The organism is Variovorax sp. R-27 (assembly GCF_049913215.1).
GTDB lineage: Bacteria > Pseudomonadota > Gammaproteobacteria > Burkholderiales > Burkholderiaceae_C > Variovorax.
The window spans coordinates 1,868,810-1,894,552 of record NZ_CP183984.1; the positions used below are offsets into that span (position 1 = coordinate 1,868,810).

The 25,743-nt window shown below is 65.1% G+C and carries 21 protein-coding genes and 1 pseudogene; 7 read left to right on the top strand and 15 right to left on the bottom strand.

Annotated features, from left to right (window positions below; all coding sequences use genetic code 11):
* Nucleotides 1-16: 16 nt before the first annotated feature.
* From leuB to ACN9MV_RS08445, 5 genes are all read right to left on the bottom strand, one after another.
* A complete protein-coding gene (leuB, locus tag ACN9MV_RS08425; protein WP_426391823.1) occupies nucleotides 17-1,105 on the bottom strand; it encodes a 3-isopropylmalate dehydrogenase in 1,089 nt (362 codons plus the stop codon).
* Nucleotides 1,106-1,145: 40 nt separating this feature from the next.
* Nucleotides 1,146-1,796, bottom strand: coding sequence for a 3-isopropylmalate dehydratase small subunit (gene leuD / locus ACN9MV_RS08430; RefSeq protein ID WP_093075564.1), 651 nt, complete (start codon nucleotides 1,794-1,796; stop codon nucleotides 1,146-1,148).
* 14 nt (nucleotides 1,797-1,810) lie between these two features.
* Nucleotides 1,811-3,232 carry a 3-isopropylmalate dehydratase large subunit gene (leuC, locus tag ACN9MV_RS08435; RefSeq protein WP_093049506.1) on the bottom strand — a complete coding sequence of 474 codons (1,422 nt, stop codon included), beginning with the start codon at nucleotides 3,230-3,232 and terminating at the stop codon, nucleotides 1,811-1,813.
* A 62-nt stretch (nucleotides 3,233-3,294) separates the two neighbouring features.
* The gene (locus ACN9MV_RS08440) at nucleotides 3,295-4,239 is read right to left on the bottom strand and encodes a LysR substrate-binding domain-containing protein (protein WP_093172142.1); all 945 of its coding nucleotides are present in this window, start codon (nucleotides 4,237-4,239) and stop codon (nucleotides 3,295-3,297) included.
* 141 nt (nucleotides 4,240-4,380) lie between these two features.
* On the bottom strand, nucleotides 4,381-5,202 hold the full coding sequence (locus ACN9MV_RS08445) for a helix-turn-helix transcriptional regulator (RefSeq protein ID WP_097199789.1): 822 nt from the start codon (nucleotides 5,200-5,202) through the stop codon (nucleotides 4,381-4,383).
* A gap of 172 nt (nucleotides 5,203-5,374) precedes the next feature.
* Between ACN9MV_RS08445 and ACN9MV_RS08450 the strand changes: the two genes are divergently transcribed.
* Nucleotides 5,375-8,719 (top strand): autotransporter outer membrane beta-barrel domain-containing protein, encoded by a 3,345-nt coding sequence (locus tag ACN9MV_RS08450; protein WP_426391824.1) that lies wholly within the window; start codon nucleotides 5,375-5,377, stop codon nucleotides 8,717-8,719.
* 20 nt (nucleotides 8,720-8,739) lie between these two features.
* On the opposite strand, the gene ACN9MV_RS08455 is transcribed toward ACN9MV_RS08450, so the two are convergent.
* The 8 genes from ACN9MV_RS08455 to ACN9MV_RS08490 all read right to left on the bottom strand — a co-directional run bounded on the left by ACN9MV_RS08455 (nucleotide 8,740) and on the right by ACN9MV_RS08490 (nucleotide 15,961).
* Nucleotides 8,740-9,798: a purine-nucleoside phosphorylase gene (locus ACN9MV_RS08455; protein WP_426391825.1), complete on the bottom strand. Its 1,059-nt coding sequence runs from the start codon at nucleotides 9,796-9,798 to the stop codon at nucleotides 8,740-8,742.
* Between the two features lie 98 nt (nucleotides 9,799-9,896).
* Nucleotides 9,897-11,207 carry a citrate synthase gene (gene gltA, locus ACN9MV_RS08460; protein ID WP_093049522.1) on the bottom strand — a complete coding sequence of 437 codons (1,311 nt, stop codon included), beginning with the start codon at nucleotides 11,205-11,207 and terminating at the stop codon, nucleotides 9,897-9,899.
* A gap of 24 nt (nucleotides 11,208-11,231) precedes the next feature.
* Nucleotides 11,232-11,546 (bottom strand): succinate dehydrogenase assembly factor 2, encoded by a 315-nt coding sequence (locus ACN9MV_RS08465; protein ID WP_093049525.1) that lies wholly within the window; start codon nucleotides 11,544-11,546, stop codon nucleotides 11,232-11,234.
* A 28-nt stretch (nucleotides 11,547-11,574) separates the two neighbouring features.
* The gene (locus tag ACN9MV_RS08470; RefSeq protein WP_093049529.1) at nucleotides 11,575-12,276 is read right to left on the bottom strand and encodes a succinate dehydrogenase iron-sulfur subunit; all 702 of its coding nucleotides are present in this window, start codon (nucleotides 12,274-12,276) and stop codon (nucleotides 11,575-11,577) included.
* 49 nt (nucleotides 12,277-12,325) lie between these two features.
* The gene (gene sdhA, locus ACN9MV_RS08475) at nucleotides 12,326-14,134 is read right to left on the bottom strand and encodes a succinate dehydrogenase flavoprotein subunit (RefSeq protein WP_093049532.1); all 1,809 of its coding nucleotides are present in this window, start codon (nucleotides 14,132-14,134) and stop codon (nucleotides 12,326-12,328) included.
* 7 nt (nucleotides 14,135-14,141) lie between these two features.
* Nucleotides 14,142-14,507: a succinate dehydrogenase, hydrophobic membrane anchor protein gene (gene sdhD, locus ACN9MV_RS08480; RefSeq protein WP_093049535.1), complete on the bottom strand. Its 366-nt coding sequence runs from the start codon at nucleotides 14,505-14,507 to the stop codon at nucleotides 14,142-14,144.
* A 13-nt stretch (nucleotides 14,508-14,520) separates the two neighbouring features.
* The gene (gene sdhC / locus ACN9MV_RS08485; protein ID WP_093049538.1) at nucleotides 14,521-14,967 is read right to left on the bottom strand and encodes a succinate dehydrogenase, cytochrome b556 subunit; all 447 of its coding nucleotides are present in this window, start codon (nucleotides 14,965-14,967) and stop codon (nucleotides 14,521-14,523) included.
* 235 nt (nucleotides 14,968-15,202) lie between these two features.
* Entirely contained in the window at nucleotides 15,203-15,961 is a 759-nt protein-coding gene (locus tag ACN9MV_RS08490; protein WP_093049541.1) for a GntR family transcriptional regulator, read from the bottom strand.
* Nucleotides 15,962-16,145: 184 nt separating this feature from the next.
* On the opposite strand from ACN9MV_RS08490, the gene ACN9MV_RS08495 reads away from it, so the two are divergent.
* The 5 genes from ACN9MV_RS08495 (at nucleotide 16,146) to ACN9MV_RS08515 (ending at nucleotide 22,183) form a co-directional block, all read left to right on the top strand.
* Entirely contained in the window at nucleotides 16,146-17,132 is a 987-nt protein-coding gene (locus tag ACN9MV_RS08495; RefSeq protein WP_042578072.1) for a malate dehydrogenase, read from the top strand.
* A gap of 16 nt (nucleotides 17,133-17,148) precedes the next feature.
* Nucleotides 17,149-17,934 (top strand): trans-aconitate 2-methyltransferase, encoded by a 786-nt coding sequence (gene tam / locus ACN9MV_RS08500; RefSeq protein WP_426391826.1) that lies wholly within the window; start codon nucleotides 17,149-17,151, stop codon nucleotides 17,932-17,934.
* On the top strand, nucleotides 17,931-18,929 hold the full coding sequence (locus tag ACN9MV_RS08505) for an HpcH/HpaI aldolase/citrate lyase family protein (protein WP_426391827.1): 999 nt from the start codon (nucleotides 17,931-17,933) through the stop codon (nucleotides 18,927-18,929). The genes tam and ACN9MV_RS08505 overlap by 4 nt, the downstream gene beginning before the upstream one ends.
* 34 nt (nucleotides 18,930-18,963) lie before the next feature.
* Complete coding sequence (locus tag ACN9MV_RS08510; protein WP_093049550.1) at nucleotides 18,964-19,521, top strand: hypothetical protein; 558 nt, start codon at nucleotides 18,964-18,966, stop codon at nucleotides 19,519-19,521.
* A gap of 76 nt (nucleotides 19,522-19,597) precedes the next feature.
* Nucleotides 19,598-22,183 (top strand): bifunctional aconitate hydratase 2/2-methylisocitrate dehydratase, encoded by a 2,586-nt coding sequence (locus ACN9MV_RS08515; RefSeq protein WP_093049553.1) that lies wholly within the window; start codon nucleotides 19,598-19,600, stop codon nucleotides 22,181-22,183.
* A gap of 75 nt (nucleotides 22,184-22,258) precedes the next feature.
* Here ACN9MV_RS08515 and ACN9MV_RS08520 read toward each other — a convergent pair whose 3' ends face one another.
* Both ACN9MV_RS08520 and ACN9MV_RS08525 read right to left on the bottom strand, forming a co-directional pair.
* On the bottom strand, nucleotides 22,259-23,119 hold the full coding sequence (locus ACN9MV_RS08520; protein WP_426391828.1) for a hypothetical protein: 861 nt from the start codon (nucleotides 23,117-23,119) through the stop codon (nucleotides 22,259-22,261).
* A gap of 20 nt (nucleotides 23,120-23,139) precedes the next feature.
* Entirely contained in the window at nucleotides 23,140-24,276 is a 1,137-nt protein-coding gene (locus ACN9MV_RS08525; protein WP_426391829.1) for a DUF2827 domain-containing protein, read from the bottom strand.
* A gap of 502 nt (nucleotides 24,277-24,778) precedes the next feature.
* On the opposite strand from ACN9MV_RS08525, the pseudogene ACN9MV_RS08530 reads away from it, so the two are divergent.
* Nucleotides 24,779-25,729, top strand: a pseudogene (locus ACN9MV_RS08530) (ESPR-type extended signal peptide-containing protein); the annotation flags it as partial.
* Between the last annotated feature and the right edge of the window lie 14 nt (nucleotides 25,730-25,743).

Below are 25,743 nucleotides of genomic sequence, written 5' to 3' on the forward strand. Positions count from 1 at the left end.
ACGAAGCGGGCTGCGGTTAGCCGGTAATCGTCTTTTTGGTGATTGCTGCAACGACCGCGTCGCCCATTTCGCGGGTGCCGACGCGCTTCGTACCTTCTGACCAGATGTCGCCCGTGCGCAGCCCGGAGGCGAGCACGTCCTTGACCGCCGACTCGATACGGTCGGCAGCTTCGGCTTGGTTGAGTGAGAAGCGGAGCATCATGGCAGCGGACAGGATTGTAGCCAAAGGATTGGCAACCCCTTTGCCGGCAATGTCGGGGGCGCTCCCGTGGCTGGGCTCGTACAGGCCCTGGTTGCTCGAATTGAGCGACGCCGAGGGCAGCATGCCGATGGAGCCGGTGAGCATCGCGGCCTCGTCCGAGAGGATGTCGCCGAACATGTTGCCGGTGACCACCACGTCGAATTTCTTGGGCGCCTTCACGAGCTGCATGGCCGCGTTGTCGACCAGCATGTGGTCGAGTTCGACGTCCGGATATTCCTTCGCGATGTCGAGCATCACGTCTTTCCACAGCTGCGAGGTTTCCAGCACGTTGTTCTTGTCGACGCTGGTCACGCGCTTGCTGCGCTTGCGGGCGGCCTCGAAGGCCACGCGCGCGATGCGCTCGACCTCGGGGCGCGAATAGCGCATCGTGTCGAACGCCTCTTCGGCGCCCGGGAAGTGCCCGTCCGTCGCGATGCGGCGGCCGCGCGGCTGGCCGAAGTAGATGTCGCCGGTCAGTTCGCGAATGATCAGGATGTCCAGGCCCGCGATCAGCTCGGGCTTCAAGCTCGATGCATCCACCAGCTGCTCGTAGCAGATGGCGGGACGGAAGTTCGCGAACAGGCCGAGGTTCTTGCGCAGCCCCAGGATGGCCTGCTCCGGCCGCAGCGGGCGGTCGAGCTTGTCGTACTTCCAGTCGCCGACGGCGCCGAACAGCACTGCGTCCGATTCCTTCGCCAGCTTGAGCGTCGATTCAGGCAGCGGGTGGCCGTGCGCCTCGTAGGCCGCGCCGCCGACCAGCGCCGACTCCATCTCGAACTTCAGGTCGAGCACGTCGAGCACCTTGACGGCTTCCGCCACGATTTCGGTGCCGATGCCGTCACCCGGGAGAACTGCGATTTTCATAAATTGGTCTGAGGTTTTTTGAAAACGGAAATGCGCGCGATCAGGAGATCATCGTGTGCGCGAGCCACGGCTTCTGCGCCAGGCGCTCGGCCTCGAAGGCCTTGATCTTGTCCTTGTGGCGCAGCGTGAGGCCGATGTCGTCCAGCCCGTTGATCAGGCAGTACTTGCGGAAGGCCTGCACGTCGAACGCGAACTCCTGCCCATCGGGCTTCACGACCACCTGGCGCTCCAGGTCGATGGTCAGCTGGTAGCCCGGGAACGCGAAGGTCTCGTCGAACAACTGGGCCACCTGCGCTTCGGGCAGCACGATTGGCAGCAGGCCGTTCTTGAAGCTGTTGTTGAAGAAGATGTCGGCGTAGCTCGGCGCGATGATCGCGCGAAAGCCGTACTGGTCGAGCGCCCACGGCGCATGCTCGCGCGACGAGCCGCAGCCGAAGTTCCTGCGCGCCAGCAGCACCGAGGCGCCGGCGTAGCGCGGCTGGTTCAGCACGAAGTCGGGGTTGGGCTTGCGGCTGGCCGGGTCCTGGCCCGGAAAGCCTGCGTCAAGGTAGCGCCATTCGTCGAACAGGTTCACGCCAAAGCCGGTCTTCTTGATCGACTTCAGGAACTGCTTCGGAATGATCGCGTCGGTGTCGACGTTCTCGCGGTCCATCGGGGCCACGAGGCCCTTGTGCACGGTGAATTTCTGCATGTGTTGTCTCCAGATCAGGCGAAGGTGCGCACGTCGACGAAGTGGCCGTGCACGGCAGCAGCGGCAGCCATCGCGGGGCTCACGAGGTGGGTGCGGCCGCCGGCGCCCTGGCGGCCTTCGAAGTTGCGGTTGCTGGTGGATGCGCAGCGCTCGCCGGGCTCGAGCCGGTCGGCGTTCATTGCGAGGCACATCGAGCACCCGGGCTCGCGCCATTCGAAGCCTGCAGCCTTGAAGATCAGGTCGAGCCCTTCGCGCTCGGCCTGTTCCTTCACCACGCCCGAGCCGGGCACGACCATCGCGAGCTTCACGTTCTTCGCGACCTTCTGGCCGAGCTTCTTCACCACGGCGGCGGCTTCGCGCATGTCTTCGATGCGGCTGTTGGTGCAAGAGCCGATGAACACCTTGTCGATGAAGATGTCGTTCATGGCCTTGTTCGGCTCCAGGCCCATGTAGACCAGCGCGCGCTCGATGGCGCCGCGCTTGTTCGCATCTTTTTCCTTGTCGGGATCAGGCACGCGGCCGTTGATATCGACCACCATCTCGGGCGAGGTGCCCCAGGTCACCTGCGGCTGGATCTGCGCGGCGTCGAGCTCGACCACGGCGTCGAAGGTCGCGCCAGGGTCGGACTGCAGCGTGCGCCAGTAGGTCACGGCCTGGTCCCACTCCACGCCGGTGGGCGCGAGCGGACGGCCCTTCACGTAGCTGATGGTCTTCTCGTCGACCGCCACCAGCCCGGCGCGCGCGCCGGCCTCGATGGCCATGTTGCAGACCGTCATGCGGCCTTCCATGCTCAGGTCGCGAATGGCCGAGCCAGCGAACTCGATGGTGTAGCCCGTGCCGCCGGCCGTGCCGATCTTGCCGATGATGGCCAGCACGATGTCCTTGGCGGTGCAGCCGAGCGGCAGCTTGCCCTCGACCTTCACGAGCATGTTCTTCGCCTTCTTGCCAAGCAGCGTCTGCGTGGCCATCACGTGCTCGACCTCGCTGGTGCCGATGCCGTGCGCCAGCGCGCCGAACGCGCCGTGCGTGGAGGTGTGCGAGTCGCCGCAGACGACAGTCATGCCCGGCAGCGTCGCGCCCGACTCGGGGCCGATCACGTGCACGATGCCCTGGCGCTTGCTCAGGAACGGGAAGAACGCGGCTGCGCCGAATTCGGCGATGTTGTGGTCGAGCGTGGTGACCTGTTCCTTGCTGGTCGGATCGGCAATGCCTTCGTAGCCGCGCTCCCAGCCCGTGGTTGGCGTGTTGTGGTCGGCGGTGGCCACGACCGAGCTGATGCGCCACAGCTTGCGGCCGGCTTCGCGCAGGCCTTCGAAGGCCTGAGGGCTGGTCACTTCATGCACTAGGTGGCGGTCGATGTAGAGGATCGCGGTGCCGTCTTCCTCGGTGTGGACGACGTGTTCGTCCCAGATCTTGTCGTAGAGCGTGCGTGCCATGTCGGTCTCTTGTCTTTCGTGGGGAAATGGATTGTCTGTCGTTGCGGCCGTGAATTCGAGGTTCAGGCCGCGATCTGTTCTGCGGCGTCCGCAGCCGCGTGCAGGTGATTCACCAGCGAGCGCGCCGCCACCGGCAGGGTGGAGAAGTCGCGCGCCACCAGCCGGATCTCGCGTGCCGCCCAGGCGTCGTTGAGCGCCACGCTCACGAGGCCGCGGCCGATGCCGTTCTGCATGAGCTCGAAGGCGCGCTGCGGCATCACGCCGATGCCCAGGCCGTTCTCGATCATCCGGCACATGGCGTCGAGGCCCGTCACGTGGATACGCAGCTTGATGCTGCGGCCGGCGTCGAGCGCGGCCTCGTGCATCGCGACGTAGATCGAGCTGTTGGTGTGCAGGCCGACGTGGTCGAAGTCGAGCGAATCCACGAAGTCGATAGCGCCCTGCGCCGCCAGCGCATGCCCCGTGGGCACGATGAGCGCGAGGCGGTCGTGCCGGTACGAGAGGCTTTGCAACTCACCCGCGCCGCCGGCCACGTGGCACACGCCGAGGTCGGCCGCGCCTTCCTGCACCGCGCGGATCACTTCGCTGCTCAAGTGTTCTTCAAGGTCGATCTTTATGGCCTCGTGGGCGCGCGTGAACACGCCCAGGTCTTCGGGCAGGAACTGCACGATCGCCGAGATGTTGGCGTGCACCCGCACGTGGCCGCGCACGCCGTCGGCGTATTCGCTGAGCTCGCCCTGCATCTTCTCCAGGCTGTAGAGCACCGAGCGGGCGTGATGCAGCAGGCTTTCGCCAGCGGGCGTGAGGTCGACGCCACGCGCGTGGCGGTAGAGCAGGGTGGTGCCGAGCGTGGCCTCGAGGTCGGACAGCCGCTTGCTGATGGCCGAGGCCGCGATGAACTCGCGCTCGGCAGCGCGGCCGATGCTGCCCAGTTCGCACACGGCAACGAACAGCTGCAGCGACGTGAGGTCGATGCGGCGGGCGAAGTTGCGTTCGGATGTGCTCATGGGGCTGTGGGGAGTCATCGCGCTTTGCGATGAGATTGTCATTTTCCCCTTGTTTTCGCCCCGTATCCATCGCGATGCACGATGGCATCGTTGCCGGGTGGCGACGGGATGCCCCGCGGCTGCACGGCTTCGCCGTGCGCGTCACCCAGGTCTGGTTTGCGTTTTCCACGTTCCCATCGGCAGCTTCCACAGCGGCGGCATCTGCGAGAACGGAGGCACGGTGTGGACAAGCTTGGCCAGGGCGAGCCGGCTGTCGGTGCCGATCTTGCTGAAGATCGCCTTCAAATGCGCCTTGACGGTATCCAGAGTGACGTTCATGGCACTGGCGATGGCCTCGTTCGAGTTGCCTTGGGCAATCCACACGGCAACCTCGACCTGACGCTGCGTCAACTCCGGAAAGGCGTAGCGAAGACGGTCGGCTGGGGGGAGGTTGTCGACGGTACGCTGCTGCGCCTGGCGGTATACGCGCAGCACGTGCCCTCGGTAGATCTGGAGCCGGTCGCGCTGCGCATCGCTGTATGCCGGTCGCCCGATGACCCGATGCGCGCTCAGATCCAACGCGTATTCGCCGTGCTGAATCAGGACGCCCATGATGCGGTGGGCGCCCGATGGCAGGAAGACATCGCGAGCCATGGGGAGCGCCATGAATTCCTCATCGGTGAAGACATCCGATTCGCGCACCGCGCGCTCGCCGTAAAAGGCTGGATCCTTCTGCCAGAAAGGGTGGCTGCCCGCATGACGTGCGTAGGCCTGGAACGCCGCCTGGCGCCGATCCGGGTCGTCTTCGACCGACAGCAGCGCGCGCAGCTCGCCGCTGCGATGGTGGACCTCTGTCCAGCCGACCACGTCGGAGTCCGTCAGGCGGACCACACCCTCGAAGAGAAGCCGCGGCAGCGTCAGCAGGTCAGGTTCGGCCTCGTAGAGGCGCACGATTTCCTGCAACAGGATCGGGTCGGTGTTCATGACTACTCTTTCGGGTAATTGAATCGTCCTGTTGCAAATTTTACATTGGCTCCTTTAAGTCTCCCGGATGCCCGGCATCGCTCCGTCGCGAGCAAGTGCCTCGACTGGCGTTCCGTGAAACGCGGCTGCGACCACGTAGCCGGATCCGACAAAACAGAACGGGATCAACAGGATGAATCGCACTTTCAGGGTCGTCTGGAACGGGAGTCTGGGCGTCTGGCAGGCTGTATCTGAACTGGCCGTGTCGGCCGTCAAAGGAGCAGGCGCGGGCGGGAAGCGCCGCGCACGGCGTCGCGCTGCGGCGAGCGCGATGTTCGCGGTGTCGCTGGGCCTGGCCGCGCCGCTAGCGCACGCGGCCGACGTGCTCCTCATAGGCACCGGCGGCACGGGCGGCGGTGACGGTGGCAACGGCAGCATCAGCGGCGGCGGTGGCGGGGCAGACTTCTACCTTCCAGGCGCTGGTGGTGCGGGTGGTGTTCCCGCTCCGACGCAGACGCTCCCCAGCCCGGCCAGCGGCAGCAGCCTTCTGCCGATCTACGACTACGTCGGCATCGGGGGCGGCGCCGGCGGCGGGGACGGCGCCAACCTGGGCGGCATGAATGGAGGCGACGGAGGTGCAGGGGTACTCAATCTCAACGGCACGGCCCTGAACGTCACCAACACGCTGCTGATCGGCGGTGCCGGTGGCGGTGGCGGTTCGGGGGGAGCCCCCTTCACACGGGGCGGCAATGGCGGCACGGGCGGCAGTGGAATGCTCACTGCCACCGGCGGGGCGACCATCACGGTCGGCACCCAGCTGTACATCGGCGGCCTGGGTGGCACGGGCGGCAACTGCGGCTGCTCCGGCAACGGCGGGGCGGGTGGCGCGGGTGTCTTCAACCTGGGTGATGGCAGCACGCTGAACCTGACCGGCGCCGCTTTCACCATCAATGGAAACGGCACGCTCAACATCGGCAATGCCACGGCCAACGGCACGACCGCCGGCACCGTCACCGGGCTGGTCGGTAGCATCACCAATGCGGGCACGATCAACTTCAACCAGTCCGATGCCACCTACACATTTGCCACGGCCATCGCCGGCACTGGCGCGGTCGTGCAGAACGCCAGCGGCATCACCTTCCTGACCGGGGCGAACACCTACTCGGGTGCCACGATCGTCAACGCCGGCCTGATCAACTTCAGCAACGGTGGCAACCTCGGCACCGGCCGCATCACCCTGAACGGCGGCGGCCTGCAATGGGCCGCGGCAAACACGACGGACATTTCCGGCCGATTGAATGCGCTGGGTGCAAGCGGCGGTACGTTCGACACCAACGGCAACGACGTGACGCTGGCAAGCGGCATCAGCGGTACCGGCGGCCTGACGAAGACGGGTACCGGCACCCTGACGCTGACGAACGCGAACAGCTACACGGGCGAGACGACCATCAGCAACGGCACGCTGAAATTGGCCGGCGCGGGCACCCTGGCCGGGGCGACCGGGGTATCGCTGACGGGGGGCAGCGCGGTGTTCGACCTGTCGACCGGCAGCAGCCAGTCGGTGGCGCACCTGTCGGGCGTGGCGGGCAGTCTGGTGGCGCTGGGTGCCAACACCCTCACCCTGACCGACAACACATCGCAAACCTTCGGTGGCAGCCTGACCGGCAGCGGCGGCGGCCTCGTCAAGCAAGGCACCGGTACGCTGACGCTCTCGGGCGCCAGCACCTACACCGGCGGCACCGCGCTGCGCCAGGGGCGCCTGAACCTCGGCAACAACCTGGCGCTGGGCACCGGCACGCTGTCGATGGACGACGACACCACGCTGGGCTTCAGCGCCGACGGGCTGACGATCGCCAACGCGATCCAGCTCACGGGCAACAACGATCCGGTCATCGACACCGGCGTATTCAACGCGACCCTGAGCGGCGCGATCAGCGGCGGCGGCTTCATCACGAAGGAAGGCACGGGCACGCTGACGCTGTCGGGCGCCAACAACTACACCGGCGCCACCAATGTCGCGCAGGGCACGCTCAAGGCGGGCGCCGCCAACACCTTCAGCGCGGCTTCGGCGCACAGCGTGGCTTCGGGCGCGACGCTCGATCTGGCGGGCTTCAATCAGAGCGTGGCCTCGCTAGCCAACAGCGGCACCGTCTCGCTGGTGGGTGCGACCGCAGGCACCACGCTGACGGTGACGGGCGCGTACGTCGGCAACAACGGCGTGCTCAGGCTCGGCACCGCGCTCAACGGCACGGGGCCGTCGGATCGTCTGGTGCTCAACGGCGCAACTGCGGTGGCCAGCGGCAAGACCACGGTGCAGATCACCAACCTTGGCGGCCTGGGTGCGCTCACCAGCGGCAACGGCATCGAGGTGATCACCGCGCAGAACGGCGCGACGACCACTGCCCAGACGACCAAGGATGCGTTCTCGCTGGCCAATGGCCACGTGGATGCCGGCGCCTACGAGTACCGCTTGTACGCCGCTGATGCCAATGGCGCAGGCGAGAACTGGTTCCTGCGTTCGAGCACCGCTGCGTCGCCAGGTGCGCCCACGCCCTCTGCGCCCGTGGTCACCTACCGCGCGGAAGCCTCGCTCTACGCCGCGCTGGCGGGCCCGCTGCGACAGGGCAACCTCGCGATGCTGGGCGACCTGCGCAAGCGCGTGGGAGATGACGACGTCAAGGGCACCGCGACCACCCCGACCGGTTCTGATCGCCGCGCCTGGGCCCGCGTGCTCTCCACCGACATCGACATTCAGCAGGGCGGTGCCGTCTCGCCATCCAGCAAAGGGCGTCTCACCGGCTTCCAGGCCGGCACCGACCTGCTGGTCATGCCGAACTGGCGAGCAGGCCTCTACGTCGGCCAGCTCGACGGCGATGCCCGCGTGAACGGCTTCGCCAGTGGCATCCAGAACCTGGCCGTGGGCCGCAACGACCTGCGCAGCCAGTACCTGGGCGTGTACGGCACCTACACCAGCGACAGCGGCTTCTACGCCGATGCGGTGGTGCAGTCGGGCCGTCACCGCTACACGGTCGAGCCATTCCTGAGCCCGGGTGTCGGCGGCAAGAGCAACAGCCTGCTGGGCTCGATCGAGGTGGGCCAGGCCTTTGCGTTGGGCGGCAGTGGCTGGAGCGTCGAGCCGCAGTTGCAACTGATTCACCAGCACATGGATCTGAACAACTCCGCCATCGTCGGCGCCATCGCGCAGCCGCAGGCCGACAGCGGCTGGATCGCCCGTGCGGGCGTGCGGGTCAAGGGCCAGATCGACACGGGCATCGGCGCGCTTCAGCCGTACGGCCGCTTCAATGTCTACAGGACATCGAGCGGCGCGGACATCGCGCGCTTCGTGAACGGGGCGACGACGACCGATATCTCGGCGCCGACGGGCGGCACAAGCACCGAGCTGGCAGGTGGCTTCACGCTGGCGCTGGGCCAGACGACAAGCCTCTACGGCGAAATCGGCAAGCTCTGGGCCAGCGGTGGCGACGCCAAGGTCAAAAGCTCGATCAACGGGTCGATCGGCGTGCGGGTGAAGTGGTGAAAGGCTGAGCCCGGAGCGGATCAGTCCGCGGGAACCCCCGCGCTCCAGGCGGACCAGTTGCCCACGATCGCGTCCACCAGAGGGCGTCCTGCGATCAGGAGATTGCCGGTAGCGATGGGGAACCCGCCCGACTCGGCATTCAACGAGGCGTAAGCGGTCTGCCCCTGGTAGGGCCGATCGAAATTGGAGGCCGTGCGAAGAACCGCCACGCGCTGCAGGTCGAGCAGCCCCGCGCTGGCGCCTCGCTTCAATGCCTCGTAGGTGGCGTTGTCTTCCTGCTGGGTGGTGCAGTACTTGCCCTGCCCGTCGGTCACGAGCGAAACCCAGCGCGTGGCGGTTTCGCCCAGGAACCTGCCGTGCCAGTAGGTGTCGCCGGCCGCGGTGTCGCATTGCAGGACCGACGGGCGGGCCTTCGCGGTTGGCTGCGAATACCTGGCGCGGTAGGCGCGTGCCTTGTCGTTGTCGGCCAGCGGCGCATTGGCCGAGAGCTTCAGGGCCTTCTGCAGCAGCTTCTCGTCGAGGCGGAAGACTTCGGTCCGGTATTCGAACTTGGGCTTCGAGTCCGGATCCTTGGCGCCGATGCCGAAGTAGCCAGAGCGCCAGGTCGACGGCATTTCACGCGCATCTATCTCGTGCGCGATGCCGAAGTCGACCAGGAACCGGGCCCAGGTGGCAGAACCGATGGTCGAGACATTCGGGTCGACGCCCGCGATGCCGGCCACCAGGAAGTAAGTCTTCGAGAGGTCGAACTTCCCGCTGAACACCAGTGCCGTGATGGAAGCCGCCGCATTGGTGTGGCCCATGCCGGTGGTGACCTGGCACACCGAATCGGCGTTGCACCGGACCAACGGATCCTCGGCGGACAGGCCGGGCACCTTGATCTCCCGGGTCAGCTTCAGCGGCTCGAACCACACCTGTGCCTCGGGCTTGAACATGCTGATGATGAGAACCTTCACTGCAATCTGCTGCGGCGGCTTTGCGCCGGGAGCGTCGGTAGCGCAGCCGAACAGCAGCGTTGTCGCGAAGGCAATGAATGCCGCCTTCGCGCCAAACCAGGTCACGCGTTGAAAAACTGACATTCGCCTTCTCCTTCTTGAGCCCAAAGAGATCGCAATTTACAGGCCAAAAAAAAGCTGCCCGAAGGCAGCTTTTCTGATCATCGAGATTCGACGGAAGCTCAGCGAGCCGTGATCGGCTTCACGTCGCGCTTCGGCGAACCTTCGAACAGCTGGCGCGGGCGGCCGATCTTGTACTCGGGGTCGCCGATCATTTCGTTCAGCTGGGCGATCCAGCCGACCGTGCGGGCCAGCGCGAAGATCGCGGTGAACAGCGGCACCGGGATGCCGATGGCGCGCTGCACGATACCCGAGTAGAAGTCGACGTTCGGGTACAGCTTGCGCGACACGAAGTACTCGTCTTCCAGGGCGATCTTTTCCAGTTCCTTGGCGAGCTTGAACAGCGGGTCTTGTTCCAGGCCCAGCTCGGTCAGCACTTCGTTGCAGGTTTCCTGCATCAGCTTGGCGCGCGGGTCGTAGTTCTTGTACACGCGGTGGCCGAAGCCCATCAGCTTGACGTTCGAGTTCTTGTCCTTGACCTTCTTGATGAACTCGCCGATCTTCTCCACGCCACCTTCCTTCTGGATGTCGTAGAGCATGTTCAGCGCCGCTTCGTTGGCGCCGCCGTGGGCGGGGCCCCAGAGGCAGGCCACGCCGGCCGCGATGGCCGCGAAGGGGTTCGTGCCCGACGAGCCGCACAGGCGCACCGTCGAGGTCGAGGCGTTCTGCTCGTGGTCTGCGTGCAGGATGAAGATGCGGTCGAGCGCGCGCTCGAGCACCGGGTTCACCTTGTACTCTTCGCACGGCGTGGCGAACATCATGTGCAGGAAGTTGCCGGCGTAGCTCAGGTCGTTCTTCGGGTACATGTACGGCTGGCCGATCGTGTACTTGTAGGCCATTGCCACGAGCGTGGGCATCTTCGCGATCAGGCGGATCGCGGCGATCTCGCGGTGCTCGGGATTGTTGATGTCCGTGCTGTCGTGATAGAAGGCCGACAGGGCGCCCACCAGGCCGGTCATGATGGCCATCGGATGCGCGTCGCGGCGGAAGCCGCGCAGGAAGAACTGCATCTGCTCGTTCACCATCGTGTGGTTGGTCACGAGCTTGGTGAAGTTGGCCTTCTTGGCCGTGTCCGGCAGTTCACCGTACAGCAGCAGGTGGCAGGTCTCCATGAAGTCGCAGTTGGTCGCGAGCTGCTCGATGGGGTAGCCGCGGTACAGCAGCTCGCCCTTGTCGCCATCGATGTACGTGATGGCCGACTGGCAGGCGGCGGTCGACATGAAGCCCGGGTCGTAGGTGAACATGCCGGTCTGTGCGTACAGCTTGCGGATGTCGATCACGTCGGGGCCCACGGTGCCCTTGTAGATCGGCAGTTCGACGCTGTCGCCGCCGTTGCTGAACGACAGCGTGGCCTTGGTATCGGATGCTTTCATTTCGGTTTACTTTCAGAGGTGGATTCAGGACGAAGGAGAGATTGCGGGACGCTGCGCGCCGTCGGTACGCATCAGCTGCAGCAATGCGACCACCTCGGCCCCGGCCCATGCGGGCTCGGGCTCCTTCCTGCGCAGAAGGAGGTCAAGGAGGTCGTTGTCCGACAGGTCCATCAGTGTCTCCATCGCTCCCGCTTGACCCACGGTCATGCGGAATTCGTGCCGCTCGAAGAAGCGGGCGATGAACAGGTCGTTCTCGAGCAGTCCGCGCCGGCAGCGCCATTTGAGCTTGCTCAGCGCACGTTCACTGAGCAGGTCGGCGGAGTCGGCGGCGGGTTGCATGGTGGCTTCTCGAACAAATGGATCAGGGTCAGATGGCGCGGCGCACCATCAATTCCTTGATCTTGCCGATGGCCTTGGTCGGGTTCAGGCTCTTCGGGCACACGTCCACGCAGTTCATGATCGTGTGGCAGCGGAACAGGCGGTACGGGTCTTCCAGGTTGTCCAGGCGCTCGGCGGTGGCTTCGTCGCGGCTGTCGGCGATGAAGCGGTAGGCCTGCAGCAGGCCGGCGGGGCCCACGAACTTGTCGGGGTTCCACCAGAAGCTCGGGCAGCTCGTGGAGCAGCTCGCGCACAGGATGCACTCGTACAGGCCGTTGAGCTCTTCGCGCTCTTCGGGCGACTGCAGGCGTTCCTTCTCGGGCGGCACGGTGTCGTTCTGCAGGTACGGCTTGATCGAGTTGTACTGCTTGAAGAACTGCGTCATGTCCACGATCAGGTCGCGGATGACGGGCAGACCCGGCAGCGGCTTGAGCACGACGGTGCCCTTGAGCGTGTTCATGTTGGTCAGGCAGGCCAGACCGTTCTTGCCGTTGATGTTCATCGCGTCGGAGCCGCAGACGCCTTCGCGGCACGAGCGGCGGAACGACAGCGTCGGGTCTTGCGCCTTGAGCTTCATGAGGGCGTCGAGCAGCATGCGCTCGTGGCCGTCGAGTTCGATCTCGACCGTCTGCATGTAGGGCTTGGCGTCCTTGTCCGGGTCGTAGCGGTAAATCTGGAATGTGCGCTTCATCGTAGTGACCTTGTGAATGCTTTGTATGAGCTGACTGTGAGCCGTTCTCTTAGAACGTGCGGACCTTGGGTGGAACCGAGGCCACGGTGAGCGGCTGTAGCTTGACCGGCTTGTACGAGAGGCGGTTGTCCTGGCTGTACCAGAGCGTGTGCTTCATCCAGTTGACGTCGTCGCGGCCGAGCGGTGCGACAGGGTCGTCCGCCGGGCGTTCGTAGTCTTCGACCGTGTGGGCGCCGCGGCATTCCTTGCGGGCGGCGGCCGAAACCATGGTGGCCTGCGCCACTTCGATCAGGTTGTCGACTTCCAGCGCTTCGATGCGGGCGGTGTTGAACACCTTCGACTTGTCCTTCAGGCCGATGGCCTTGACGCGCTCGCGCACGGCGGCGATCTTGGTCACGCCTTCGTCCATCGAGGCCTGCTTGCGGAACACTGCCGCATGTTGCTGCATGACGGCGCGGATCTCGCCGGCCACGTCCTGGGCGTATTCGCCGGTGGTGGTCGATTCGAGGCGGTTCAGGCGCTCCAGCGTGCGGTCGGCCGCATCGTTGGGCAGGGGCTTGTGTTCCTTGAGCTTGTCGTTGAACTCGACGATGTGGTTGCCGGCCGCGCGGCCGAACACCAGCAGGTCGAGCAGCGAGTTCGTGCCCAGGCGGTTGGCGCCGTGCACGCTCACGCAGGAGCATTCGCCCACGGCGTAGAGGCCGTTCACCACTGCGCTGTTCTCTTCGCCCTTCTGGATGACGACCTGGCCGTGGATGTTGGTCGGGATGCCGCCCATCTGGTAGTGGATGGTGGGCACGACCGGAATCGGTTCCTTCGTGATGTCGACGTTGGCGAAGTTGACGCCGATTTCGTACACCGAGGGCAGGCGCTTGTGGATGGTTTCGGCGCCCAGGTGGTCGAGCTTGAGCAGCACGTAGTCCTTGTTGGGACCGCAGCCTCGGCCTTCCTTGATTTCCTGGTCCATCGAGCGCGACACGAAGTCGCGCGGCGCCAGGTCTTTCAGGGTGGGCGCATAGCGCTCCATGAAGCGTTCGCCGTTGCTGTTCAGCAGGATCGCGCCTTCGCCGCGGCAGCCTTCGGTCAGCAGCACGCCTGCGCCGGCCACGCCGGTCGGGTGGAACTGCCAGAACTCCATGTCCTGCAGCGGAATGCCCGAGCGGGCCGCCATGCCGAGACCGTCGCCGGTATTGATGAAGGCGTTGGTCGAGGCCTGGAAGATGCGGCCTGCGCCGCCGGTGGCCAGCAGCACGGTCTTGGCCTGCAGGATGTGCAGGTCGCCGGTTTCCATTTCGAGCGCGGTCACGCCGACCACGTCGCCTTCGTCATCACGGATGAGGTCGAGCGCCATCCATTCGACGAAGAACTGGGTGCGGGCTTCGACGTTCTTCTGATAGAGCGTGTGCAGCATCGCGTGGCCGGTACGGTCGGCCGCGGCGCAGGCGCGCTGCACGGGCTTCTCGCCGTAGTTGGCCGTGTGGCCGCCGAACGGGCGCTGGTAGATCGTGCCGTCGGGGTTGCGGTCGAAGGGCATGCCGAAGTGTTCGAGCTCGTACACGACCTTCGGGGCTTCGCGGCACATGAACTCGATCGCGTCCTGGTCGCCGAGCCAGTCGGAACCCTTGATCGTGTCGTAGAAGTGGTAGTGCCAGTTGTCTTCGCTCATGTTGCCGAGCGATGCGCCCACGCCACCTTGAGCGGCGACGGTGTGCGAACGGGTCGGGAACACCTTGGAGAGCACGGCCACGTTGAGGCCGGCACGTGCGAGTTGCAGCGAGGCGCGCATGCCGGAGCCGCCGGCACCGACGATCACGACGTCGAACTTGCGCTTGGTGATTTTTTCTTTTGTGTAGGTCATGGTGGGGTCAGATCTTCCAAAGCACTTGAATGGCCCAACCCGCACAACCGACAAGCCAGACGATGGTGAAAATTTGCAGCACGAGACGGATGCCGACGGGCTGGACGTAGTCCATCCAGACGTCGCGCATGCCGACCCACACGTGGTAGAGCAGGGCGACGATCACGGAGAACGTGAGCACCTTCATCCACTGCGCGGCGAAGATGCCGGCCCAGAGGTCGTAGCCGATGGGGCCGCGGGTGAAGATCAGTTGCGCGAGCAGCACGATCGTGAAGAGCGCCATCAGGCCGCCCGTAATGCGCTGGCTGAGCCAGTCGCGCAGACCGTAGTGCGCGCCGACGACGATGCGCTTGGAGCCGTAATTCACAGACATGGTTGGCTCCTTCTCAGTACAGGCCGAACAGCTTGGCGCCGAGCACCACGGTGAGCAGGATGCTCAGTGCCAGCGTGACGACAGCCGAGGTATGGCCGAATTCCTTGGTCACGGCAGCGTGGCTCACGTCCATCCAGAGATGGCGCAGGCCGGCGATGAAGTGGTGCAGGTAGGCCCAGATGAGCGCGAGCGCGACCAGCTTGAAGAACCACCCCGGAACGAAACCAAGGCCGCTGTTGAAGGCGGCCTTGAACTTGGCGAACGAATAGTCGGAAGACAGCGAGGTGTCGAACATCCAGATGATGAACGGCAGCAGCAGGAACATCAGCACGCCGCTGACGCGATGCAGGATCGACACGATGCCGGCCGGCGGCAGCCGGTAGGTCGTGAGGTCGGTGAAGGCATTGATGTTGCGGAATTCGCGACGCGGAGGCCGGGGGGGAGTTGCAAGCTCTGTCATTGGGGGAAGTGCTTTCGTGGCTTTTGTGACTTGTTGGCTTGTTCTGAGAGCGAACGCTTTTGTTTCTTCTGCGGAAATGCAAACAACGCAAAATTCTATTGCAATGCACCATCGCGCAGCGGACATGCACGAGTCGGCGCACCGTTGCAGTCGGATGCTATTGACTTCGTAGCGCAATGCGCAGCTTGTATGCGCACATCGGCGCGGCGGTATTCGGCCTTCGTCTGCATCGGGATCAGCCCAGCTGGTTCCTGTAGTGGTGCGTGTCGGTGCGATAGAGCCCGCGACGCAGCTCCATCGGCATGTCATGGTAGGTGTGCGCCACGCGTTCCACGCTCAACAGGGGCATCTGCAGCGTCACGTCGAGCAGCGCGGCCTGTTCGGCATCGGGCAGCACGGCGCGGATTTTTTCTTCTGCGCGCACCATGCGCACGCCGAACTCGGTTTCGAACAACGCGTACATCGGGCCGGGCCACGCGCGCAGCCGCTCGGCGGTGAGCCCCTTGAAGGGCGCGCCGGGCAGCCAGAGGTCTTCGAGGATGGTGGGCACGCCGCCGTAGGCGAGCACGCGCCGCACCTGCAGCACCGCGTCGCCCGTGCGCAGGCCGAGCGCGCGCGCCACGTCGGCCGATGCGCGCTGGCGCTTGCAGTCGACGATGGTGCGCACCGCCGGGCCCTCGGTGTTCGGGTCGCCCGCATCGGGCACGAGCTTGAGAAAGCGGTACTGCACATGCTGCTCGGCATGAGTGGCGACGAAGGTGCCCTTGCCCTGGCGGCGCACCACGAGGTTTTCGGCCGAGAGTTCGTCGATGGCCTTGCGCACCGTGCCCTGGCTCACCCGATAGCGCACGGCCAGGTCCATCTCGCTCGGGATGGGCTCGCCAGGCTTCCACTCGCCCGCCTGCAGGCTCTGCAGGATCAATGTCTTGATCTGCTGGTAGAGCGGACTGAAGGACGGCGTCGCGGGCTCGTCGAATGTGGTGGGCGTGTTCATGGCAGCGGTGGGGTGCGCCTTGGCGGACCCCCGGAGGATATCTTATATAAGACATAAGACGAGGCTCATTGAATCGGCTTAAAATGCGGCCGGTCTCGCGCTGCGGGAAGTATTCCCAGCCCGCAGAACCCCTGGCGCCCCACGAGAGCGCCGACACCGTTTCATTACCTTCTGGAGTCTTCCCATGAGCAAAAAGCCCGTCCGCGTTGCCGTCACCGGTGCCGCCGGTCAAATCGGTTACGCCCTGTTGTTCCGTATCGCCTCCGGTGAAATGCTCGGCAAAGACCAGCCGGTCATCCTGCAACTGCTCGAAATCCCCGACGAGAAGGCCCAGAAGGCGCTCAAGGGCGTGATGATGGAACTCGACGACTGCGCCTTCCCGTTGCTGGCCGGCATGGAAGCCCACGGCGACCCGATGACCGCCTTCAAGGACGCCGACTACGCACTGCTCGTCGGTTCGCGCCCCCGCGGTCCCGGCATGGAACGTGCCGAACTGCTGGCCGTCAACGGCGCCATCTTCACCGCGCAAGGCAAGGCCCTCAACGCCGTCGCCAGCCGCAACGTCAAGGTGCTGGTGGTCGGCAACCCGGCCAACACCAACGCCTACATCGCCATGAAGAGCGCTCCCGACCTGCCGCGCAAGAACTTCACCGCCATGCTGCGCCTGGACCACAACCGCGCCGCCAGCCAGATCGCCGCCAAGACCGGCAAGGCCGTGGCCGACATCGAGAAGCTCACCGTCTGGGGCAATCACTCGCCCACGATGTACGCCGACTACCGCTTCGCCACCATCAACGGCGAAAGCGTTGCCAAGATGATCAACGACCAGGAATGGAACGCCAACACCTTCCTGCCGACCGTCGGCAAGCGCGGCGCTGCCATCATCGAAGCACGCGGCCTGTCGTCGGCTGCCTCGGCTGCCAACGCCGCCATCGACCACATGCGCGATTGGGCCCTGGGCACCAATGGCAAGTGGGTCACCATGGGCATTCCGTCGGACGGCCAGTACGGCATTCCGAAGGACGTGATGTTCGGCTTCCCGGTCACCTGCGAAAACGGTGAATACAAGCTGGTCGAAGGCCTCGAGATCGATGCATTCAGTCAGGAACGCATCAACAAGACCCTGGAAGAACTGGAAGGCGAACGCGCCGGCGTCGCTCACCTGCTCTAAAGCACGACCGGCCAGCATGCTCGACTGGAACCCCGCGCTCTACCGTCGCTACGAGGACGAGCGCACCCGACCCGCACAGGAGCTCCTGGCGCGGGTGCCACTGACCGAGGCCGCCCGCGTGGTCGACCTCGGGTGCGGACCGGGCAACTCCACCGAGCTGCTGGTCAACCGGTTTCCGAAGGCGCAAGTCCTCGGAACCGACAACTCCGAAGCCATGCTTGTCAGCGCGCGCGAGCGCCTGCCGCAGGCGCGCTTCGAGTTGAGCGACATTGCGACCTGGGCGCCGCAAACCCAGGAAGAAGCGCCCGACCTCATTTATGCCAACGCGTCCCTGCAGTGGGTGCCCGATCACGAAAAGCTGATCCCGCGCCTGTTCGACGCGCTGGCCCCGGGTGGCGTGCTTGCCATCCAGATGCCCGACAACCGCCAGGAGCCCACGCATCGCCTGATGCGTGCGGTGGCCGCTGAAGCACCGTGGGCCGAACGCATCGGCGACGCCGACAAGCTGCGCACCCTGCTGCTCGACCTCGGTGGCTACTACGACCTGCTGGCGCCGCGTGCGGTGCACGTCGATGTCTGGCACACGATCTACCAGCACCGCATGGCCGATGCCGCATCCATCGTCGAATGGGTGCGCGGCACGGGGCTGAAGCCTTTCGTCGACCGACTGCCGCCGGACCTGCAGGCGAGCTACCTCGCCGAGTACGAGCGTCGAGTGAACGAAGCCTATCCGGCGCGCACCGACGGCAAGCGGCTGCTCGCCTTCCCGCGCATGTTCATCGTGGCGCAGAAAAAGGCATGACGAAGACCGCGCATCCCGCTGAAGTACTGCTCGGCGCACAAGCCGGCGCCGTGACGCTGCCCGTGTGCGACCACTACAGCGGCGTCGAGGCGCGCATGAAGAAGAGCCTCGCGCTCCAGGCCGAAATGGCCGAGGAGTTCGGCGCCTGCGTGTTCGACGTTACCCTCGATTGCGAAGACGGCGCCCCGGTGGGCGGCGAAGCCGAGCATGCCGCGCTCGTCACCGAACTGGCGTTGGCCGCCAAACCCGGCATGCGTGTCGGCGTGCGCGTGCACCCCGTCGACCATCCCGCCTTTGCCGGCGACGTGATCACCATTGCCGGCCTTGCCGCCCAGCGCCTGAGCCATCTGATGGTGCCGAAGGTCGAATCGGTGGCCGATGTGTTGCAGGCTGTCGCGGCGCTCGAGGCGGCGGATGCCGATGCATTGCCGCTGCACGTGCTGATCGAGTCGCCGCTCGCCGTGCACAACGCCTTCGAGATTGCCGCCCATCCGCGCGTGCAGTCGCTGAGCTTCGGCCTGATGGATTTCGTCTCGGCCCACGCCGGTGCGATCCCTGCCGATGGCATGGGTGCGGCAGGGCAGTTCAGCCACCCGCTGGTGGTGCGCGCCAAGCTGGCCATCGCATCGGCCGCGCATGCCTACGGCAAGGTGCCTTCGCACTGCGTGGTCACCGAGTTCAGCAACACCGATGCCATGCGCACGGCGGCCCGCAAGGCGGCCACCGAATTCGGCTACACGCGCATGTGGAGCATCCACCCGAACCAGATCCGCCCCATCCTCGAGGCCTTTGCGCCCGACGAGGCGCAGATTCAAGTTGCCACACAAATCATTGCAAAAGCGGCGCTTGCTGATTGGGCTCCGACACAAATTGATGGCACATTGCACGACCGCGCGAGCTACCGCCACTTTTGGCAGGTCTTGACGCGCGCCCACGCAACAGGGCGCGCGTTGCCCCCCGAGGCGAAAGCCTGGTTTGCGCTCGCGGCCTCCTGAAACTCTCTGAATCCAGCCTCAAGGAAACCCACACATGAAGAAAATTGCCCTGATCGCCGCCGTCGCCCTGGCCCTGCCGCTTGCAGCAGTCGCGCAGGACGCCAAGCCCGCGGCCAAGCCTGCGGCAAAGGCCGAAGCCAAGAAGACGCCTCCCAAGCGCCAGGTCACCCGCAAGGCGGCCAAGGCCGTCGAGGAAGTCACGCCGATCGCCGACGACACCAACGTCGTGCTCACCGATGCCGACCTGGCCGTCGCCCAGCGCGTGTCGATCGGCCGCGCCCAGTGCGAACTCGGCGCCGACGTGACCGTCACGCCCGACGAGAAGAAGCCCGGCTTCTTCACCGTGACCACCAAGGGCCTGAAGTACCGCATGCACCCGGTCGAAAGCCGCACCGGCGCCATCCGCCTCGAAGACCCGCGTGCCGGCGCCATGTGGCTCCAGCTCGGCAACAAGTCGATGCTGATGAACCAGAAGGCCGGCCTGCGCATTGCCGATGAATGCCAGACCGACGCCCAGGTCGCATTTGCCGCAGAAATGAAGAAGAACCCGCCGAAGGCCCTGTTCGAAGGCGCCGACGGCGAAAAGAAGTAAGTAACGAAACGGCGTGCGGCGCGGCTCTTGCTTGCCGTACTGCACGCCCGCCAGCTCAGTTTCCGGAGAAAAGAAGATGTTGCAAGCCTACGTTGACCATGTTGCCGAACGCGCCGCGCTCGGTATCCCGCCGCTGCCCTTGAGCGCGAAGCAGACCTCTGAAGCGATCGAGCTCCTCAAGAGCGCGAACGCCAAGGACGGCGCCTTCCTGCTCGATCTGCTCACCTATCGCGTGCCCGCCGGCGTCGACGACGCCGCCAAGGTCAAGGCGAGCTACCTCGCGGCCGTGGCCCACGGCACCGAGAAGAGCGAGTTCATTTCGCGCGCCCGCGCGACCGAACTGCTCGGCACCATGCTCGGCGGCTACAACATCAGCCCCATGATCGACCTGCTCGACGACGCCGAAGTCGGCGCTGTGGCAGCAGAAGGCCTGAAGAAAACCCTGTTGATGTTCGACCAGTTCCACGACGTCAAGGAAAAGGCCGACAAGGGCAACGCCAACGCCAAGGGCGTGCTGCAAAGCTGGGCCGATGCCGAGTGGTTCACCAGCCGTCCCGAAGTGCCCGAGAGCATCACCGTCAGCATCTTCAAGGTGGCTGGCGAAATCAACACCGACGACCTGTCGCCCGCACCCGACGCGACGACCCGTCCCGACATTCCGATGCACGCGCTCGCGATGCACAAGAACGCACGCCCGGGCATCGTTCCCGAAGAAGACGGCAAGCGCGGCCCCGTGAAGTTCATCGAAGACCTGCGCGCCCGCGGCCACCTCGTGGCCTATGCCGGCGACGTGGTCGGCACGGGTTCGTCGCGCAAGAGCGCCACCAACTCGGTGCTCTGGTTTACCGGCGAAGACATTCCCTTCGTGCCGAACAAGCGTTTCGGCGGCGTCTGCCTCGGCGGCAAGATCGCTCCCATCTTCTACAACACCATGGAAGACTCGGGCGCGCTTCCCATCGAGCTCGACGTGGCGCAAATGAACATGGGTGACGTGGTCGAGCTGCGTCCCTATGAAGGCAAGGCGCTGAAGGACGGCAAGGTCATCGCCGAGTTCCAGGTCAAGAGCGACGTGCTGTTCGACGAAGTGCGCGCTGGTGGCCGCATTCCGCTGATCATCGGCCGCGGCCTGACGGCCAAGGCGCGCGAGGCGCTGGGCCTGCCCGTGTCGACGCTGTTCCGCCTGCCGCAAAGCCCGGTCGACACCAAGAAGGGCTTCTCGCTGGCACAGAAGATGGTCGGCCGCGCCTGCGGCCTGCCGGAAGGCCAGGGCGTTCGCCCGGGCACGTACTGCGAACCCAAGATGACCTCGGTCGGCTCGCAGGACACCACCGGCCCGATGACGCGCGACGAGCTGAAGGACCTGGCTTGCCTGGGCTTCTCGGCCGACCTCGTCATGCAGTCGTTCTGCCACACGGCGGCGTACCCCAAGAAGGTCGACGTCAAGATGCACCACGAACTGCCCGAGTTCATGGCCAACCGCGGCGGCGTGTCGCTGCGTCCCGGCGACGGCGTGATCCACTCGTGGCTCAACCGCCTGCTGACGCCCGACACCGTGGGCACGGGCGGCGACAGCCACACCCGCTTCCCCATCGGCATCAGCTTCCCGGCGGGCTCGGGCCTCGTGGCCTTTGCTGCCGCCACCGGCGTGATGCCGCTGGACATGCCCGAATCGGTGCTCGTGCGCTTCAAGGGCAAGATGCAACCCGGCGTGACGCTGCGTGACCTGGTCAACGCAATTCCGCTGTATGCCATCAAGTCCGGCCTGCTGACGGTCGAGAAGAAGGGCAAGAAGAACATCTTCTCGGGCCGCATCCTCGAAATCGAAGGCCTGCCCGACCTGAAGGTGGAACAAGCCTTCGAGCTGAGCGACGCCTCGGCCGAACGCTCGGCCGCCGGCTGCACGGTGCACCTGAACAAGGAGCCGATCATCGAGTACATCAACAGCAACATCACGCTGATGAAGTGGATGATTGCCGAAGGCTACGCCGATGCCCGCACGCTGCAACGCCGCATCGCCGCGCAGGAAGCCTGGCTTGCGGACCCGCAACTGCTCAAGGGCGACGCCGATGCCGACTACGCCGCCGTGATCGAGATCGACCTGGCCGAGATCCACGAACCCATCGTGGCCTGCCCGAACGACCCCGATGACGTGAAGACGCTCAGCGACGTGGCCGGCGCCGTGATCGACGAAGTGTTCATCGGTTCGTGCATGACCAACATCGGCCACTTCCGCGCCGCGTCGAAGCTGCTCGAAGGCAAGCGCGACATCCCGGTCAAGCTGTGGATCGCTCCGCCCACCAAGATGGACGCGCAGCAGCTCACCGAGGAAGGCCACTACGGCGTGTTCGGCAATGCCGGTGCCCGCACTGAAATGCCGGGCTGCTCGCTGTGCATGGGCAACCAGGCACAGGTGCGCGAAGGCGCGACGGTGATGTCGACCAGCACGCGCAACTTCCCCAACCGCCTGGGCAAGAACACCAACGTGTACCTCGGCTCGGCCGAACTGGCCGCCATCTGCTCGCGCCTGGGTCGCATCCCGACCCGCGAGGAGTACATGGCCGCCACGGGCGTGCTCGATGCGTCCAGCGCGCAGATCTACCAGTACCTGAACTTCGACAAGATCGAAGACTACAAGGGCGTGGCGGACACGGTCGCGGCCTGATCTTCTTCGGCTCGCTCCAATCAGAAAGCCCCGCTTCGGCGGGGCTTTTTTGTGGGCGATGCGCCTTCGTTCAGCTCAGAGCGAGGGCGCGTTGGGCTGCAGGTACTCCTGGCCCGTGAGCACCATCTTCGCGCCGACCGGGCCGCCCACCGCGTGGGGCAGGGAGGTCAGCAGCGAGTTGGCGAAGTCGCCGCGGTACAGCTTGGCGCCCTGGTGTGTCAGGTTGGAGTTGGCGTCGATGTAGATCGACTCGCCCAGCCCCGACCACAGGCGGCAGAAGCCGTAGTCCTCCGAGAGATAGCGGCGCGTCTGCGGGTCGACCATCACGTCGAAGAAGCGGTAGTGCAGGCCCAGGTCGGCCTCGCCGATGCTGTCGGGCACGTAGGCGAGGTCGGGGTAGCTCGCCATGAGCCGCTCGAACACGGCGCGCTTGATCACCATGAATCCGGTCGGTGCCTCGGTCATCTCCATGAAGCCGTCGGGCTGGATCTTGAGTTCGACCTGCGAAGTGGTCTCCGAGGCCTTGGCGTTGACCGTGTAGCGGGTGAAGGTGGCCTCGAACTGCTGCTGTGTCGTGCCTGCGGCCACGCCGTCGTCGGGCCAGTTCTCCCGCTTGAGCGGATAGACGCCGGCCGCGATGTCGTAGCCCGACAGCAGCAACCGGAAGGCCGCCTGCGCCGAGAAGCCGATGTCGGCGTCGATCCAGAACAGGTGGGTCCATTGCGGATTGGCGAGGAACTGGGCCACGCAGTTGTTCCGCGCACGCGTCACCAGGCTCTCGCCCTGGTGCATCAGCACCTGCATGCGCATGCCGGCGCGCTCGGCCTGGACAGTGAAGTTCAGCATCGAGGCGACGTAGTTCTGGAAGAACTTGCCGTCGTGGCTCGGTGTCACGACCACGGGAAAGAACTGCCGGAGTTCGGACGGGTCAAGCATTTCGGGCTCCGTGTGCCTGTCTATCGGGCGGGGCGCTGCATCAGGCCGAGCAGCAGGTTGTTGTAGACCTCGGTGGCCGCGGCGTTGCCGGGGAGGTAGCGGTCGATCAGGCTGCGCTGGCGCTCGCGATAGGCGGCTGCCTGCGCATCATGCGTGTCGATGGCTTCGAGCACCCGGGCGCTGCCGCCGGCCACGTCGTTGCCCTGGTAGTAGTAGCCGAGGTCCGCGCACAGGTGCGCGTTGTGCACCAGCGGGTAGCCCTGCCAGCAGGTTTCCAGATAGAAATAGTTGAGCGGGTTCTCCCACTGGTGCGAAACCACGATGTCGGTGTTCTGCGCGAGGAACACGGGCGTTTCATGTCGGCCCAGGAAGACCGCCTTGTGCTCACGGACCAGGTCGAGTTGGTTCATCAGCGTGATGAACTCCATGTTCTCCCTGGCCAGCCGTTCGGCATTGGTGACCTGCAGCAGCGCGATGGCTTCGGGCCGGGCGCGGTAGGCCAACTCGGCGATCAGTACCGGGTAGAGGCAGAACTTCACCACGTTGATGTTCGGCTCCATCACGCTGAGGCGGCGCGGCCCGGCGTGCGGCTGGTAGACGCCGGCGTCGGGCAGGGCTCGCGTGCGTTCGTCCAGGAATACCGGGCTCCACACGAAAGGCACGGGGCGCGCCTCGGCCCGGCGCAGCACCTCGAAGTACGGCTGGCTGATGTTCGCCACCTGCGGAACCATCCAGATGTCGTCGTAGCGCTGGTTCACGAACAGGTTCTGCCCCCAGAGCGGCTTGTTGAACAGCATCGACTCCATGGCGTGCACGTATTCGAAGCCGCAGCAGTAGGACACCAGCCGCGCGCCACGCTGCTTCAGGTAGTCGGTCTGCATCTCGTCGATTTGGCCGCCGAGCTCGATCAGCACGTCCACGTTGTCCTTGGCCACCTCGAAGGTCACGGTAGGCCAGCGTGTCTGGTCCCAGGGCAGGGCCGGGGTGATCGGGATCGCCGTGGTGTTGACCAATACCACCGAGGCCACATCCGGGCAGTGCTTCAGTGCTTCCGCCAGGAACACGGCGTTCTGCTTGATGCCGTTGTTCCAGAGGGTTTCGGCCTCGTGGTGGAGGCCGATGGTGATGCCGATGCGCAGCTGAATGGCGGACCTCATTTAATTGTTTCAAGAATGTTAATTGCCATCCGCGGCGATTGGAGATCGTTTTCTGGGGTTGGCAATTAATTAACTGCTATGTGACGAAATTCCTATTTCAGCGGGCTTTGTCATTCTTCGAGGCTTGCAAAGAGCAGACGCACTGTTCTTTGAGCCGGCGGCGAGAAGAAGGAGAAAGGGAGCTTATCGGCGAAGTTGTGTGAAAAAAGTCCGCTGAAGCCGCGCTTTGGATTCTATGTGGCCTCCCGCTTTCAGTGGCTTGTCGGCAACCCTCGGGCCTGAATGAGTTCACTCATATTTCATTTTTGTGAACTAAATCATTGGTTCGAAATTTCCCTATTGCGGCATGCGAACTGAAATGTAAACAAGTCCGTACATTCCAGCATTCCTGTAATCGAGGCACTCCCAAGCGCGTGCCTTCAGCGATGGAACCTGACGCAGGGGCATCGCATTTTTTGTCGATCTGAACCCGTCAATCCATTCACCGCGAGCCGAACAGTAAATGAATAAGTCATACAGAAGTATATGGAACGAAGCCCTGGGAGCATGGGTGGCGGCTTCCGAGCTCACCTCGGCGCGCGGCAAGCGAAGCGGTAGCGCGAAGCGGTCGACATTCCGTCTCCTGGCCGTGGCGGCCATCTATGGGGTGATGCAGGGCGCAGCCGGGGTGGCGTACGCCAACGTCATCAATACCGACGGCACCTGTGTGACGGGATCGAGTGGCATCGTCGGCCGCGTGAATCCCGGAAGCACCAGTGGAGCGACCGGTGCACCGACGCAAGACGGTACCGGCACCTACTCGCTGGTGGCGGGATGCAACGCGACCGGTACGGGCTCGACCGCGGTGACCGTGTACGGCGCGTTCGCCCAGGGCCGGGCAACCGGGGCTTCCGCATTCGGCTTCCTCAGCAACGCGAGCGGCAAGTGGAGCAGCGCCTACGGGCTGGAGTCGAACGCGGGTGGCATCTCCAGCATCGCGATGGGCTTCGGCAGCAACGCTGCCGCGCTCAATTCCGTAGCCATCGGCGGCGCTGGCGGGGACGGCACCACCCCGCTGACCGTTGCCAACTCGACCACCGCCTCGGGCAGCGGGGCGGTGGCCATCGGCAGCAACGCGACCAAGGGCGCGCAGGCGACCGCGACGGATTCCATCGCCATCGGCGGCCAGGCTTTTGTCAGTTCCGGGGCCACTTCGGGCGTAGCCATCGGCCGCGGCGCCAACGTCGCGGGTACCAGTGCGATTGCGCTCGGTGACGGCGCGAACGCGATCGGCAGCAATGCCATCGCCATCGGCACGAATGCCAATGCTGCGACCACCGGCGCCTCGAATCTTGCGATCGGCTGGGGCGCCGTGGCGACGGGTACGGCTGCATCGTTGGGCGATTCCACCGCCGTTGGCACAGGTGCCAAGGCCACCGGCCAGGATTCGACCGCCGTCGGCGGCCAGACCACGGCCAGTGCCTTGAA

What these genes read in the sequence shown, in the direction of transcription:
- sdhD (WP_093049535.1), bottom strand. Translation starts at nt 14,507, where the DNA reads ATGTCTGTGAATTACGGCTCCAAGCGCATCGTCGTCGGCGCGCACTAC.
- gltA (WP_093049522.1), bottom strand. Translation starts at nt 11,207, where the DNA reads ATGAAAGCATCCGATACCAAGGCCACGCTGTCGTTCAGCAACGGCGGC.
- ACN9MV_RS08510 (WP_093049550.1), top strand. Translation starts at nt 18,964, where the DNA reads ATGAAGAAAATTGCCCTGATCGCCGCCGTCGCCCTGGCCCTGCCGCTT.
- ACN9MV_RS08525 (WP_426391829.1), bottom strand. Translation starts at nt 24,276, where the DNA reads ATGAGGTCCGCCATTCAGCTGCGCATCGGCATCACCATCGGCCTCCAC.
- ACN9MV_RS08440 (WP_093172142.1), bottom strand. Translation starts at nt 4,239, where the DNA reads ATGAGCACATCCGAACGCAACTTCGCCCGCCGCATCGACCTCACGTCG.
- ACN9MV_RS08450 (WP_426391824.1), top strand. Translation starts at nt 5,375, where the DNA reads ATGAATCGCACTTTCAGGGTCGTCTGGAACGGGAGTCTGGGCGTCTGG.
- ACN9MV_RS08505 (WP_426391827.1), top strand. Translation starts at nt 17,931, where the DNA reads ATGACGAAGACCGCGCATCCCGCTGAAGTACTGCTCGGCGCACAAGCC.
- ACN9MV_RS08445 (WP_097199789.1), bottom strand. Translation starts at nt 5,202, where the DNA reads ATGAACACCGACCCGATCCTGTTGCAGGAAATCGTGCGCCTCTACGAG.
- leuB (WP_426391823.1), bottom strand. Translation starts at nt 1,105, where the DNA reads ATGAAAATCGCAGTTCTCCCGGGTGACGGCATCGGCACCGAAATCGTG.
- leuC (WP_093049506.1), bottom strand. Translation starts at nt 3,232, where the DNA reads ATGGCACGCACGCTCTACGACAAGATCTGGGACGAACACGTCGTCCAC.
- ACN9MV_RS08490 (WP_093049541.1), bottom strand. Translation starts at nt 15,961, where the DNA reads ATGAACACGCCCACCACATTCGACGAGCCCGCGACGCCGTCCTTCAGT.
- ACN9MV_RS08520 (WP_426391828.1), bottom strand. Translation starts at nt 23,119, where the DNA reads ATGCTTGACCCGTCCGAACTCCGGCAGTTCTTTCCCGTGGTCGTGACA.
- ACN9MV_RS08470 (WP_093049529.1), bottom strand. Translation starts at nt 12,276, where the DNA reads ATGAAGCGCACATTCCAGATTTACCGCTACGACCCGGACAAGGACGCC.
- ACN9MV_RS08455 (WP_426391825.1), bottom strand. Translation starts at nt 9,798, where the DNA reads ATGTCAGTTTTTCAACGCGTGACCTGGTTTGGCGCGAAGGCGGCATTC.
- sdhC (WP_093049538.1), bottom strand. Translation starts at nt 14,967, where the DNA reads ATGACAGAGCTTGCAACTCCCCCCCGGCCTCCGCGTCGCGAATTCCGC.
- leuD (WP_093075564.1), bottom strand. Translation starts at nt 1,796, where the DNA reads ATGCAGAAATTCACCGTGCACAAGGGCCTCGTGGCCCCGATGGACCGC.
- ACN9MV_RS08465 (WP_093049525.1), bottom strand. Translation starts at nt 11,546, where the DNA reads ATGCAACCCGCCGCCGACTCCGCCGACCTGCTCAGTGAACGTGCGCTG.
- sdhA (WP_093049532.1), bottom strand. Translation starts at nt 14,134, where the DNA reads ATGACCTACACAAAAGAAAAAATCACCAAGCGCAAGTTCGACGTCGTG.
- ACN9MV_RS08515 (WP_093049553.1), top strand. Translation starts at nt 19,598, where the DNA reads ATGTTGCAAGCCTACGTTGACCATGTTGCCGAACGCGCCGCGCTCGGT.
- tam (WP_426391826.1), top strand. Translation starts at nt 17,149, where the DNA reads ATGCTCGACTGGAACCCCGCGCTCTACCGTCGCTACGAGGACGAGCGC.
- ACN9MV_RS08495 (WP_042578072.1), top strand. Translation starts at nt 16,146, where the DNA reads ATGAGCAAAAAGCCCGTCCGCGTTGCCGTCACCGGTGCCGCCGGTCAA.